General features: G+C 62.2%; 11 protein-coding genes. 8 read left to right on the forward strand and 3 right to left on the reverse strand.

What is annotated here, in order from left to right; translation table 11 throughout:
- Positions 1-96 precede the first annotated feature (96 nt).
- The 3 genes from putA (at position 97) to ACTRWK_RS01710 (ending at position 4,697) form a co-directional block, all read left to right on the forward strand.
- On the forward strand, positions 97-3,516 hold the full coding sequence (gene putA / locus ACTRWK_RS01700; protein ID WP_289081222.1) for a bifunctional proline dehydrogenase/L-glutamate gamma-semialdehyde dehydrogenase PutA: 3,420 nt from the start codon (positions 97-99) through the stop codon (positions 3,514-3,516).
- A 69-nt stretch (positions 3,517-3,585) separates the two neighbouring features.
- On the forward strand, positions 3,586-4,329 hold the full coding sequence (locus ACTRWK_RS01705) for a rhomboid family intramembrane serine protease (RefSeq protein ID WP_289081221.1): 744 nt from the start codon (positions 3,586-3,588) through the stop codon (positions 4,327-4,329).
- Positions 4,326-4,697: a GFA family protein gene (locus ACTRWK_RS01710; protein WP_260003392.1), complete on the forward strand. Its 372-nt coding sequence runs from the start codon at positions 4,326-4,328 to the stop codon at positions 4,695-4,697. The genes ACTRWK_RS01705 and ACTRWK_RS01710 overlap by 4 nt, the downstream gene beginning before the upstream one ends.
- 62 nt (positions 4,698-4,759) lie before the next feature.
- Here the strand turns inward: ACTRWK_RS01710 and ACTRWK_RS01715 are convergent, their stop codons facing one another.
- Positions 4,760-5,545, reverse strand: a complete 786-nt coding sequence (locus tag ACTRWK_RS01715) for an inositol monophosphatase family protein (RefSeq protein WP_005849287.1) — start codon at positions 5,543-5,545, stop codon at positions 4,760-4,762.
- A 160-nt stretch (positions 5,546-5,705) separates the two neighbouring features.
- Between ACTRWK_RS01715 and ACTRWK_RS01720 the strand changes: the two genes are divergently transcribed.
- From ACTRWK_RS01720 to ACTRWK_RS01730, 3 genes are all read left to right on the forward strand, one after another.
- On the forward strand, positions 5,706-6,746 hold the full coding sequence (locus tag ACTRWK_RS01720; RefSeq protein WP_005849292.1) for an NADP-dependent oxidoreductase: 1,041 nt from the start codon (positions 5,706-5,708) through the stop codon (positions 6,744-6,746).
- 126 nt (positions 6,747-6,872) lie between these two features.
- Complete coding sequence (gene parS / locus ACTRWK_RS01725; protein ID WP_005849294.1) at positions 6,873-7,379, forward strand: type II RES/Xre toxin-antitoxin system antitoxin; 507 nt, start codon at positions 6,873-6,875, stop codon at positions 7,377-7,379.
- The gene (locus ACTRWK_RS01730; protein ID WP_005849296.1) at positions 7,376-7,873 is read left to right on the forward strand and encodes an RES family NAD+ phosphorylase; all 498 of its coding nucleotides are present in this window, start codon (positions 7,376-7,378) and stop codon (positions 7,871-7,873) included. Before parS ends, ACTRWK_RS01730 begins: the two co-directional genes overlap by 4 nt.
- Before the next feature lie 12 nt (positions 7,874-7,885).
- On the opposite strand, the gene ACTRWK_RS01735 is transcribed toward ACTRWK_RS01730, so the two are convergent.
- Complete coding sequence (locus tag ACTRWK_RS01735; protein ID WP_037963802.1) at positions 7,886-8,791, reverse strand: LysR family transcriptional regulator; 906 nt, start codon at positions 8,789-8,791, stop codon at positions 7,886-7,888.
- A gap of 96 nt (positions 8,792-8,887) precedes the next feature.
- Between ACTRWK_RS01735 and metF the strand changes: the two genes are divergently transcribed.
- Positions 8,888-9,754 carry a methylenetetrahydrofolate reductase [NAD(P)H] gene (metF, locus tag ACTRWK_RS01740; protein ID WP_462843765.1) on the forward strand — a complete coding sequence of 289 codons (867 nt, stop codon included), beginning with the start codon at positions 8,888-8,890 and terminating at the stop codon, positions 9,752-9,754.
- Between the two features lie 73 nt (positions 9,755-9,827).
- Positions 9,828-10,313, forward strand: a complete 486-nt coding sequence (locus ACTRWK_RS01745) for a PaaI family thioesterase (protein WP_462843766.1) — start codon at positions 9,828-9,830, stop codon at positions 10,311-10,313.
- 44 nt (positions 10,314-10,357) lie between these two features.
- On the opposite strand, the gene ACTRWK_RS01750 is transcribed toward ACTRWK_RS01745, so the two are convergent.
- A complete protein-coding gene (locus tag ACTRWK_RS01750) occupies positions 10,358-12,655 on the reverse strand; it encodes a xanthine dehydrogenase family protein molybdopterin-binding subunit (RefSeq protein ID WP_462843767.1) in 2,298 nt (765 codons plus the stop codon).
- Positions 12,656-12,748 lie beyond the last annotated feature (93 nt).

The raw sequence follows: 12,748 nt of genomic DNA on the forward strand, positions 1-12,748 counted from the left end.
AATAATAAAGCGGTTTACCCACCAAACTGGCCGGAATCAGGAACTAATACTACTATTCCCGAGCTATTCTAGCGCAATTATCAGTTGGAGTACCTCATGGCACGCGATTCTTCCCCTATTTTGCGCCACCAGATTGACGCAGGCACCTACACCGACCAAGACAACGTCTTGCGTGAACTGGTGCGCAATGCGCATCTGTCGCCAGAGGAACGGGTCAAGATCACGCAAGACGCGGCGCAGATCGTGCGCGATATCCGCGGCCATACCTCCCCCGGTATCATGGAAGTGTTTCTGGCCGAATACGGTCTGTCCACCGACGAAGGCGTCGCGCTGATGTGCCTTGCCGAAGCGCTGCTGCGTGTGCCTGACGCCGAGACCATCGACGCCTTGATCGAGGACAAGATCGCGCCCTCTGACTGGGGCCGCCATATGGGGCACTCCACCTCGCCGCTGGTGAACGCGTCCACATGGGCCCTGATGCTGACCGGTCGCGTGCTGGACGATGACCAACCCGGCCCCGTGCGCCACCTGCGCGCAGCCATCAAACGTCTGGGCGAACCGGTGATCCGCACCGCCGTCAGCCGTGCGATGAAGGAAATGGGCCGCCAGTTTGTTCTGGGCGAGAACATCAACGCCGCGATGGAACGCGCCAAGGGCATGGAGAAGAAGGGCTATACCTATAGCTATGACATGCTGGGCGAAGCCGCGCGCACCGAAAGCGACGCCAAACGCTATCACCTAAGCTACAGCCGCGCGATCTCTGCCATCGCGACGGCCTGCGTGCACAAGGACAGCCGCAAGAACCCCGGCATTTCGGTCAAGCTGTCGGCCCTGCATCCGCGCTATGAGGTCGCGCAAGAAGCATCCGTCATGCGTGATCTGGTGCCGCGTCTGCGGGCGCTTGCCTTGCTGGCGAAATCCGCCGGCATGGGGCTGAACGTCGACGCCGAGGAAGCCGACCGTCTGGGCCTGTCGTTGGATGTGATCGAAAAAGTGCTCTCCGAACCTGCGCTGTCCGGTTGGGACGGTTTCGGCATCGTGGTGCAGGCCTATGGCCCCCGCGCTGGTGTGGTGATCGATGCGCTGTATGACATGGCGATCCGCCACGACCGCAAACTGATGGTCCGCTTGGTGAAAGGTGCCTACTGGGACACCGAGATCAAACGCGCACAGGTCAAAGGTGTCGAGGGCTTCCCCGTCTTCACCCAAAAAGCCGCGACCGATGTGTCCTATATCGCCAACGCGCGCAAACTGCTGAACATGACCGACCGGATCTATCCGCAGTTCGCCACCCATAACGCGCATACGGTCGCCGCCGTACTGCATATGGCCGAGGATAAAGAGAAGTTCGAATTCCAACGTCTGCACGGCATGGGCGAAACCCTTCATAACATCGTGATGGACAAGCACGGCACACATTGTCGCGTCTACGCCCCCGTGGGCGCACATGCCGATCTGCTGGCCTATCTTGTGCGACGCCTGTTGGAAAACGGTGCGAACTCAAGCTTTGTGAACCAGATCGTCGACGAAGACGTCGCCCCCGAGGTCGTCGCTGCCGACCCCTTCGACAGCCTCGCGGAAAGCGGTTTGCACATCCCCACCGGGCCCGAGCTTTATGCCCCTGCGCGCGTGAACTCGATGGGGTTCGATCTGATGCATACGCCGACGCTGGATGTGATCGAATCCGCCCGCGCGCCGTGGAAAGCCCACCGTTGGGCCGCCGTGCCGCTGTTGAACGGCGAGGCAAAGCCCAAGAAATCGGCACGCCTGATGAACCCTGCTGCCTCTGGCCGCAGCCCCGGCACCGTACGCAACGCGTCCGAGGCTGATGTCGCCAAAGCGTTGGACAATGCCGCCGTCTGGGACGCCCCGCTAGAGAAACGCCGCGAGGTCCTGTTGCGCGCAGCCGATATGCTGGAATCGCACTACGGCGAGATTTTCGCCCTGCTGTCGCGCGAGGCCGGCAAAGGCCTGCCCGACTGCGTGGCAGAGCTGCGCGAGGCGGTGGATTTCCTGCGCTACTACGCACAGCAGGCGACCAACACACCCCCCGCCGGCATTTTCACCTGCATCTCGCCGTGGAACTTCCCGCTGGCGATTTTCTGCGGGCAGGTCAGCGCGGCACTGGCTGCGGGCAATGCGGTGCTGGCCAAGCCGGCGGAACAGACCCCGCTGATCGCCTTCCTTGCCGTGACCTTGCTGCATGATGCGGGGGTGCCCCGTCACGCCTTGCAACTGCTGCCCGGCGGTGGCGAGGTCGGCGCGGCGCTGACCTCGGACAAACGGATCAACGGCGTGGCCTTCACCGGATCTACCGCCACAGCGCTGCGCATCCGGTCCGCGATGGCTGAACATTGTGACCCCGGTGCAATTCTGATCGCGGAAACGGGGGGGCTGAACGCCATGATCGTCGACAGCACCGCCCTGCCCGAACAGGCCGTGCAATCGGTTGTCGAAAGCGCGTTCCAATCTGCCGGGCAACGCTGCTCTGCCCTGCGCTGCCTCTATATCCAGGAAGACATCGCCGAAGATGTGATCGAGATGCTGGAAGGCGCGATGGACGCTCTGGTCATGGGCAACCCTTGGGACATCTCGACCGACGTGGGCCCTGTGATCGACGAGACCGCGCAAAAAGGCATCGCCGAGCATATCGAGACCGCCCGCGCCGAGGGCCGGATCATCGCCGAGCTGACCGCCCCAACCGTCGGCACTTTCATCGCGCCGACCATGATCCGCGTGAACGGGATCGCTGATCTGGAGCGCGAGATTTTCGGCCCCGTCCTGCACATCGCCACGTTCAAGGCGACCGAGCTCGACAAGGTCATCGACGCGATCAATGCCACCGGCTACGGGCTGACCTTCGGGCTGCACACCCGCATCGATGACCGGGTGCAGCATGTCTCGGAACGGATCGAGGCGGGCAATATATACGTCAACCGCAACCAGATCGGCGCGATCGTCGGCAGCCAGCCCTTCGGCGGCGAAGGCCTGTCGGGTACAGGTCCGAAAGCGGGCGGTCCGAACTACCTCCCCCGTTTCAGCGCGCCTGACCTCAAGGTGGTGGAGGACACATGGGACAGCACGCAGAAAGACCTGCCCAAGCTGCCCGGCCACAGTGGGGCCTTCCTCGAAACCATCACGCTGCCGGGGCCTACGGGCGAATCCAACCGGCTCAGCACCCTGCCGCGTCCGGCGCTCTTGTGCATGGGGCCGGGCAAGGACACCGCAGCCGAGCAAGCCCGCGCGGTCACGGCCCTTGGCGGGAATGCGGTGGAGCTGTCAGGCAGCATCGACGCGACCGCGCTGACCGATGGGCCAGCCTATGGTGGTGTGCTCTGGTGGGGTGACGAGGCGACCGCGCGCAAACTGGAACAAGCCCTGTCTGAACGCGAAGGGCCGATCATCCCGCTGCTGCGCGGGCTTCCAGATACCGCCCGCGTCCGCGCCGAACGCCATGTCTGCGTCGACACCACCGCCTCTGGCGGGAACGCGCAGCTGCTGGGGGCTGCCGGCTGATCTGCCACATGGGCGGGCGTTCCGACGCCCGCCCTTGACCACACCCGCGCAATGGCTAAGGGTCAGCCCATGTTCCCCATTCGCGATCACAACCCGTCCGGCCGCACGCCCTATGTCACCTATCTGCTGATGGCGGTGAATATCGGCGTTTTCCTCAGCTATGTCGGGCTTTTCAGCGACGACCGCGCGCTCAATATCTTCTTCTTCGACTGGGCTCTCATCCCCGGCCGCGTTACCACGGGGGATGGCTATACCGGCATCCTCACCTCGATGTTCCTGCATGGCGGCTGGATGCATCTCGCGGGTAACATGCTGTTTCTCTACATCTTTGGCGACAATATAGAGGACGAGATGGGCCACGGCTGCTATCTGCTGTTCTATCTCGCCTGCGGGCTGCTCTCGGCGCTCGCCCATGTGATCTCTGCCCCCTATTCGCCGGTCCCGACAGTCGGGGCATCGGGCGCGATTGCGGGGGTGATGGGCGGCTATCTGTTGCTTTACCCCAAAGCCAAGGTCGACATCCTGATCATCTTTATCGTGTTCTTCCGCATCTTCCCGATCCCCGCATGGATCATGCTGGGCTTGTGGCTGGGGATGCAGTTTATCGGTGGCGTCGGGGCGGACCCGACCGTGGGCGGTGTCGCCTATTGGGCGCACGCGGGCGGGTTTATCGTGGGGATGGTGCTGACCATTCCACTGTGGTTGCGCTTGGGCGGGCCGCGCTTCTGGTCGGCCACGGACGGCCACCCGCCGCACCCGCAAGCGACCTACCCCACCTCCGCCAGCCGTATCCCGAAAGTGAAACGAAAATGACCGCCAGCACCCATAGCGCGACCTGTCACTGCGGCAGCGTCACCCTGACCGCCACCCTGCCGGAGGGGCTCTCCTCGGCCACACGCTGCACCTGTTCCTTTTGCCGCCGCCGCGCGGCACCGGCGGTGACGGCGCTCACCAGCGCGCTCAAGGTGACCAAAGGAGCCGAGTATCTGACGCTCTACACCTGGGGCACCCATACGGCGAAACATTATTTCTGCAAGATCTGTGGCATCTACATGTACCACCAGCGTCGTTCAGACCCCGCGCAATGCGGCGTCAATCTGGGGTGTATCGACGGGGCCGCGCCCTGGACGCAGGAACCGATCCCCTACACCGACGGTATCAACCACCCGTCAGACAAATAGCCGACGGGCGCTTCCAAATGGTTTAAATCCTCGCCGAAGGCATCCCGCCCTCGGCCACAGGATCACCCGCGTGCGATTTTTGAAAATCCGCTGAACAACGCCTCATTGGCGCAGACGATCTCACCATCGTCCAGGATGTTGCCTTCGGGGTTCAGTGGCTCGACCATGCCGCCTGCTTCGCGCACGATCAACATGCCCGCTGCCAGATCCCATTTGTTCAACCGGCGCTCCCAGTAGCCATCATAGCGACCAGCGGCCACATAGGCCAGATCCAGCGCGGCAGAGCCCCAGCGACGCACACCGGCGCAAACCGGCAAGATGCGGCCCAGATCACGCAGGGTGTCCGGCAAATCTCCGCGACCGCCAAAGGGCAGACCGGTGGCAAAAACCGATTCAATCATCCGCGAACGGCCCGAGACGCGCAAACGGCCTTCGTTCATCCAGGCACCCGTGCCTTTTTCGGCAAAGAACATCTCGTCCTTGGCGGGATCAAAGACGACGCCCGCAACGATCTGGCCTTTATGCTCCAGCGCGATGGAGACCGCCCAGTGGGGCAGACCGTGCAAAAAGTTTGTTGTCCCGTCCAGCGGATCGACGATCCAGCGGCGTGTGGGGTCTTGCCCCTCTTCCTCGCCACCCTCTTCGGCCAGCCAGCCATAGGTCGGGCGTGCGCCCATTAGTTCTGCCTTGAGCGTCTTTTCCGCCTGAATATCGGCGCGGCTGACAAAGTCGCCGGCCCCCTTCATGGACACCTGAAGGTTCTCGACCTCACGGAAATCCTTGACCAACCCGCGCCCCGCCCGGCGGGCCGCCTTGATCATGATGTTTAGATTTGCACTGCCAACCATATTTCCGTGTCCTTTGATGGATCAGGCCGTGCGTATAAGCCCCCATGCCGCATTTGCCAAGGGGGCAGCGGCATCTGACGCAACGTGGCGCGCGCGGTTGCCTTGCTTGCCTTCGATTTCCATATAACGTGCCAGAAACATTGCTAAGGAGGAAAGCAAAATGTCCGACCAGATGAAACGAATTGTGCTTGCGTCGCGCCCTGACGGGGCCCCGACCGCCGATAACTTCCGCCTTGAAGAAGGGCCCGTGCCCACCCCCGGCGACGGCGAAGTGCTGGTCCGTGTGAAATACATGTCGCTTGACCCCTATATGCGTGGCCGCATGGACGACGCGAAATCCTATGCGGCCCCGGTGCCTGTCGGCGGCACGATGGAGGGCGGTTCGGTCGGGGAGGTCATCGCCTCCAACAGCCCCGACTTCAAACCCGGCGATCATGCCTTCGGGATGTTGGGCTGGGCCACACATGGCGTGCTGCCAGCGAACCAACTGCGCAAGGTCGATCCGGATCAGGTGTCGATCACCACGTCGCTTGGTGTTCTGGGCATGCCCGGATTTACCGGCTGGCAAGGTTTGATGGAATATGGTCGCCCGAAGGAGGGTGAAACACTCGTCGTCGCGGCGGCAACGGGTCCGGTCGGCTCGATGGTCGGCCAGATCGCCAAGTCACACGGGCTGCGCGTCGTGGGCATTGCAGGCGGCGCGGACAAATGCGCCATGGCCAAGGAACACTTTGGCTTTGACGAATGCATCGACCACCGCGCTTATGACGACGCGAAATCCCTGCGCGCCGCGTTGAAAGACGCCTGCCCCAAGGGGATCGACATTTATTTTGAAAACGTCGGTGGCAAAGTGCTTGAGGCCGTTATCCCGATGATGAACCCGCATGGGCGTATCCCGATCTGCGGTATGATCGCTTGGTATAACGCCGGTGGTCTGGGCGCTGGTGCCGCCGAAGAGGCGCTGACCGCGCCGAAATTGTGGCGCACGATCCTTGTGAACTTCCTTAGCGTGAACGGCTTCATCATCTCGAACCACTGGAACAACTTCCCCAAGTTCCTCAAGGAAGTCGCCCCCAAGGTCGCCGACGGCACCATTGCGGTGAAAGAGGACATTACCGAGGGTCTGGAAAACGCGCCACAAGCGTTCATGGACCTGTTGACCGGTGGCAACCAAGGCAAGGCCATCGTCAAGGTTGGCTAACACCCTACCGGCGGGGGCGTCCGCGCCCCTGCCCTTCATCGCATGAATGCGAGCCCCCCGCCCCCTTGAAAAACACCGCGTCACGTGTCATATATTTTACGACACATGACGAAAAGGAGTTCAGCCATGGGTGCGACGGCCTTTCAATCCGACAGCAGTGCAATCCCCCTGATCGACGTGGATGCAGATGACGCTGTGCGTGCGTTCCATCTGCTGGGCGGGCGCAAGGTGATCAACCAGACGGTGCGCAACTCGCTTGATGCACATGATGTGATCGTGAAAGGCATCTCCTCCAAAGCGCTGCTGCATCTGGTCGATACCGTGTCGGTGTTGTCCTCGGGCGATGCGCTGAACAAGGCGATCGGGATGAGCCTGCGCACGCTTCAGCGCAAGAAAGCCGACAAGGGCAAGGACCGCCTGTCCCCCGAACAAAGCAGCCGCGCGTGGCGCTTTGCCGAGCTGCTGGCACAGGCGACGGATGTCTTGGGCGATCAGGACGCCGCAGAGGCATGGATGCTGGCCCCTGCCATCGGCCTTGATAACCGCCGCCCGATTGACCTGCTGTCGTCGGCAGCGGGAGCGGAAGCCGTTGAAAACGCGCTCACCCGGATGGAGTACGGGGTCTACGCTTGACCCCTTTGCCCCCGCCGCTTGGGACGGGCGAGCTGCGGTTTTGGCGGCTGGATCAACGGCAGCATGCGCCCACATGGCACAGCGGCGAAGGGGCTTACCGCGTCGGTGGACGCTGGAACAGCAGCGGTGTGCGGGCGGTCTATACCGCGCTCGACCCTGCCACCGCGATCCTCGAGGTTGCGGTGCACAAGGGGTTCAAGGCGCTGGACACCGCGCATCACGTGCTGACATCAGGCCGTGTGATCGACCCGACGACGGTGCATATGGTGCAAGCCGCGGATGTCCCCAACCCGAACTGGCTGGTGCCCGGTGCCCATGGTGCGGGGCAAAAGGGATTCGGCGACGCGCTGCTGCGCGATCACCTGTTTGTGCTGATCCCGTCAACGGTATCGCGGCACAGCTGGAACCTGATCTTTGACGCCCAAAAGGCAGCCGATCACTACGACGATGTGGTGCAGGAAGACTTCGCGCTGGACCCGCGGCTGCACCGCTAAGGGCAGCAGCGATCAGGCCCGCTGCAGTTTGCGCGCCTCTTCCCCTGCCAACCCCAAGAGCTTGGTCATAAAAGGTTTCTCCAGATCATCCTCGCGCACCGCCGCATAAAGCCTGCGGGTGATGCCGTTCTCTGTCAGCGGACGGGTGACGTAATCATTGCTGTATTTCACCTCGCGCACGACCCAATCGGGCAGCACCGATACGCCCCTGTTCGACGCGACCAGCAGCAGGATCACCGCCGTAAGCTCCACCTGCCGGATCGCCAGCGGTTCGACCTTGGCGGGGATCAAGAGCTGGCTGAACACATCCAGACGGGTCCGTTCCACCGGATAGGTGATCAGCGTCTCGCCCCTGAAATCCGCCGCTTCAACAAAGGGCTTCTGCGCCAAGGGATGTGTGCTGGAGGCGACAAAGACCGCCTTGTAATCAAACAGCTCGACGAATTTCACGCCCGGCAGTTCTTCGGGGTCGGAAGACACCACCAGATCGACCTCTTCGCGCAGCAAGGCGGGTAAGGCGTCGAACGCGAGACCGGGGCGGATATCGACATCCACATCGGGCCAGCTTTTGCGGAATTGTTCGAGCACGGGGAACAGCCATTCGAAACAGGCGTGACATTCGATCGCGATATGCATGCGCCCTGTGCTGCCCGCGCGCAGCCCCATGAATTCGGCCTGCGCTGCTTCAAGCTGCGGCAAGACCTGCTGCGCCAGCTTGAGCAGCCGCAAGCCTGCCGGCGACAGTTTCAGCGGCTTGGACCGGCGCACGAACAGTTCCACGCCGGCCTGATCCTCCAACCCCTTTACCTGATGGGACAGGGCTGATTGGGTGATGTTCATCGTCTCTGCCGCGCGGGCCAGCCCGCCTGCTTCGTGAATCGCCTGAATGGTGCGCAGGTGACGGAACTCGATATGCATATGAGGCGTTCCTCATGTTGAAAATGAAAGTTATGAGTTTGTTTCACAACTGCATCTGTGCGACAAGAGATGAAAGCTAAAAACAGGATCGTAAAAATGACCAGTCCCGCCGTTTCATTCGAAGTCTTCCCGCCCAAATCCGTGGACGCGTCGTTCCGTCTTTGGGACACGGCGCAGGCCCTGGCACCGCTGGCCCCACGTTTCTTTTCCGTGACCTACGGTGCGGGCGGGTCTACCCGCGACCTGACCCATGATTCCGCGCATGTGCTGCGCCGCACCTCTGCCCTGCCGGTTGCCGCGCATCTGACTTGCGTGGGGGCCAGCAAGGCCGAGACGCTTGAGGTCGCCGACAGCTTTGCCGAGATCGGGGTGACCGATATTGTCGCCCTGCGCGGGGATCCCGAAAACGGTGCACCGACCTTCACGCCCCACGCGGACGGCTTTGCCGACAGTGTCGAGCTGATCGAGGCGCTGGCAAAGACCGGCAAGTTCACCCTGCGCGTCGGGGCCTACCCCGAACCGCACCCTGAATCCCATGATCAGGCGCAGAACGTCGAATGGCTGAAACGCAAATTCGACGCTGGCGCGGACGAGGCGATCACCCAGTTCTTCTTCGAGACCGAAACATTCCTGCGCTTCCGTGACGCCTGTGCCGCGGCGGGGATCACCAAGACGATCACCCCGGGCATCATGCCGGTGACAAACTGGAAATCGGCGCGCAACTTTGCCACCCGCTGCGGGGCCAGCGTGCCAGCAGCACTGGACGAAGCCTATGCCGCCGCGATCCGCGATGACCGTCACGATCTGCTGTCCACCGCGCTATGCACCGAAATGTGCAGCGAACTGGTGTCGGAAGGTGTCGAGAACCTGCACTTCTACACGCTCAACCGGCCCGAGCTGACCCGCGCTGTCTGTCGTGCCCTTGGGGTGACGGCGCAAACATCGCTGTCCGACGTGGCGTAAAACCACCGCACAACTTGCCCTTGGGTCAAGAACAGAACAGTCTTCTCCGGCATTCAACTGCCGGAGATTTTTTATGCCACGCCTCGCCGAAACACCCGAAGATTTGCTGAGCCAATCCGAAGCGCTCTCTCTGAGCGGGTTGGAATTCATGCAAAAGATCCTGGACGGCACCAACCCCGGCCCGCCCATTGGCGGCACCTTGGGCTATGCGCTGCATGACGTGTCCGAGGGCCGCGCGGTATTTCGCGGCACACCCGAGTTCAACGTGACCAACCCGATGGGGACCGTGCATGGGGGCTGGTACGGCACCTTGCTCGATTCCGCGATGGCCTGCGCCGTGATGACCAAAGTCCCGCGCGGGTCGGTTTATACGACCCTAGAATACAAGATTAACATCCTGCGTTCGATCCCCTTGGGCATGCAGATCGACTGCATCGGCACGACCGATCACGTGGGTCGTTCTACTGGTGTCGCGCACGGCGAAATTCGCGGGGTCGAGGACGGCAAGCTGTATGCCACCGGCTCAACCACCTGCATCGTGATGAAGATCGCGGACTAAACCGCGGTCTCGGGGCGGGTGACGCGCCCCGAGGCAAGCCAAGCTCACTCTGCCGCGATGGCGCTGTCGTTCAGCAAGGCCCAGACTTTATGAGGTGTGAACGGCATGTCGGCCTGACGCACGCCACGCTCCCACAGGGCATCCTGTACCGCGTTCGACACGGCCGCCAATGCGCCCACGGTCCCCGCCTCGCCACAGCCCTTCATCCCCATCAGGTTCGCCGTAGATGGCACGGGTTCGGAGTTGAAAGACACGAACGGCACATCCGCCGCGCGCGGGATCGCGTAATCCATGAAAGAGGCCGTCAGCAGTTGGCCGTCTTCATCATAGACCACATGCTCCTGAATAGCTTGGCCGATGCCTTGCACCACCCCGCCATGCACCTGACCTTCGGCCAGCATCGGGTTGATCAGATTGCCGAAATCATCCACCACCGTATAGCGGTCGACGGTCACAACGCCTGTTTCGGGGTCGATCACCACCTCGGACACATGCGCCCCGTTGGGATAGCTGCGCCCCGGTAGGGTTGCCCGTTCGTGGTGCACCAGCAGATCGTCGCGGCCTTTCTGGCGGGCCATCTCGGCGACTTCCAGCATGGTGGGGGTCATGTTCGACCCGTCCGCGCGGAAGCGTTCGTCGTCAAAGCTGATCTGCGCCGCTGGCACGCCCATTTCGTCAGACAGAAAGGCGGTGAAAGCTTCGGTCATCTTGGCCACCGTCGCCAGCGTTGCCGTGCTTTGCGTGGTGACAGAGCGCGAGCCGCCGGTCCCGCCGCCCTGTTTGATCAGATCGCTATCGCCTTGAATGACGTGGATCAATTCAGCCGGGATCCCGGTCTGATCCGATAGGAATTGCGCATAGACGGTTTCATGCCCCTGCCCGTTCGATTGAGTGCCAACATAGATGAACACGGTGCCGTCTTCGTTGAACGCGACCTTGGCTCCCTCTGCCGGATCGCCAAGGATGCTTTCGATGTAATAGCAAAGCCCCTGCCCGCGCAGCAGCCCCTTGGCCGCATCCGCCGCCTTGCGCGCTGCAAAGCCATCATGATCCGCCTCGACGGCGACGCGGGTCAGCAAGCGGTTGAATTCGCCCACATCGTAAAGCTCGCCCGTGGCAGAGGTATAGGGAAACTGCTCGGGCTTGATAAAGTTGATCCGGCGCAGATCCCACGGGTCGACGCCCAACTCGCGCGCGGCGCGGTCCATCAAGCGCTCCAGCACATAGATCGCCTCGGGTCGACCGGCACCACGATAGGCATCGGTCTGCACCGTGTTGGTGTAGTAGCCTTCGACCTGCAGCCACGTGGTCTGCACATCATAGACACCCATCAAGACCTTGCTGAACAGCAACGCCTGGATGGGCTGGCCGAACTGGCTGTTATAGGCCCCGAGGTTGCATTTGGTGCGGACGCGGTAGGCCGTGATCTTGTTGTTTTCGTCAAAGGCGAATTCCGCAAGCGACGTCAGATCGCGCCCGCCATTGTCGCTGAGCATGGCTTCGGTCCGGTCCGACATCCAGCGCACCGGACGCCCCAAGGCCCGCGCCGCCTGCGCGACCGAGAAATATTCGGGATAGGCGGCCGCCTTCATGCCGAAACCGCCGCCTGTGTCGGGGTTTGTGACTTGTACGTGGTCATCATCCAGCCCGAAAACGCGCTTGAGGTTGCCCTTGTGCACCCAGACGCCCTGCCCGTTGTTCGCAAGATGCACCTTGCCGTCGTTCCATTCCGCATAGCAGCCGCGCGGCTCCATCGCGTTGACGATGATACGGTTGTCGCCCACGTTCAGACTGACGGTTTTCGCTGCGGCATCAAAAGCCTTTTGCGTCGCCGCCTCGTCGCCCATGCCCCAGTCAAAAGCCATGTTATCCGGCGCTTCGGGGTGCAGCATCTCTCCGCCCCGTTCCAACGTCATATGGGTGGGCAGATCGTCAACGTCGAATGCGATCAGCTCCGCCGCGTCGCGCGCCTGGTTCAATGTCTCGGCAATCACCACCGCGACGGGCTCCCCCACGAAGCGCACGCGCCCCTTGGCGAGCATCGGACGCAAGGGCTTGGCCCCTTCCGTGCCATCGCGGTTCTGCAACACGGTCGCCGCCATAGAGATATCCATCCCCGCCGCTTCCAGATCCTCGATCGTGAGCACCGCATGCACGCCCTCTGCCTCGGCCGCATCGGTGACATCCAGCGTCGTGATCACCCCATGTGCGACGGGCGAGCGAAAGAAATAGGCATGCAGCGCGTCGGTTGGCGCGATGTCATCCACATAGCGCCCCTCGCCGGTCAGAAACCGCACATCCTCGACCCGTTTGACCGGTTGGCTTTTCCCGAATTTTTCCATCTGGCGGCATCCTTTGATCATCATCTTGGTGTTGCGCCCGACCTTAAGCGCCAAACCGGCGATGTCCATACGATGCGGGGCGAAAGCTGGGGC

It is taken from the genome of Sulfitobacter sp. G5_S2_6_S6, assembly GCF_054968505.1.

Excerpts from the sequence above, each read along its gene's own strand:
- ACTRWK_RS01735 (WP_037963802.1), bottom strand. The coding sequence starts at position 8,791 with ATGCATATCGAGTTCCGTCACCTGCGCACCATTCAGGCGATTCACGAA.
- ACTRWK_RS01715 (WP_005849287.1), bottom strand. The coding sequence starts at position 5,545 with ATGGTTGGCAGTGCAAATCTAAACATCATGATCAAGGCGGCCCGCCGG.
- parS (WP_005849294.1), top strand. The coding sequence starts at position 6,873 with ATGGGTGCGACGGCCTTTCAATCCGACAGCAGTGCAATCCCCCTGATC.
- ACTRWK_RS01705 (WP_289081221.1), top strand. The coding sequence starts at position 3,586 with ATGTTCCCCATTCGCGATCACAACCCGTCCGGCCGCACGCCCTATGTC.
- ACTRWK_RS01750 (WP_462843767.1), bottom strand. The coding sequence starts at position 12,655 with ATGGAAAAATTCGGGAAAAGCCAACCGGTCAAACGGGTCGAGGATGTG.
- ACTRWK_RS01720 (WP_005849292.1), top strand. The coding sequence starts at position 5,706 with ATGTCCGACCAGATGAAACGAATTGTGCTTGCGTCGCGCCCTGACGGG.
- ACTRWK_RS01745 (WP_462843766.1), top strand. The coding sequence starts at position 9,828 with ATGCCACGCCTCGCCGAAACACCCGAAGATTTGCTGAGCCAATCCGAA.
- ACTRWK_RS01710 (WP_260003392.1), top strand. The coding sequence starts at position 4,326 with ATGACCGCCAGCACCCATAGCGCGACCTGTCACTGCGGCAGCGTCACC.
- metF (WP_462843765.1), top strand. The coding sequence starts at position 8,888 with ATGACCAGTCCCGCCGTTTCATTCGAAGTCTTCCCGCCCAAATCCGTG.
- putA (WP_289081222.1), top strand. The coding sequence starts at position 97 with ATGGCACGCGATTCTTCCCCTATTTTGCGCCACCAGATTGACGCAGGC.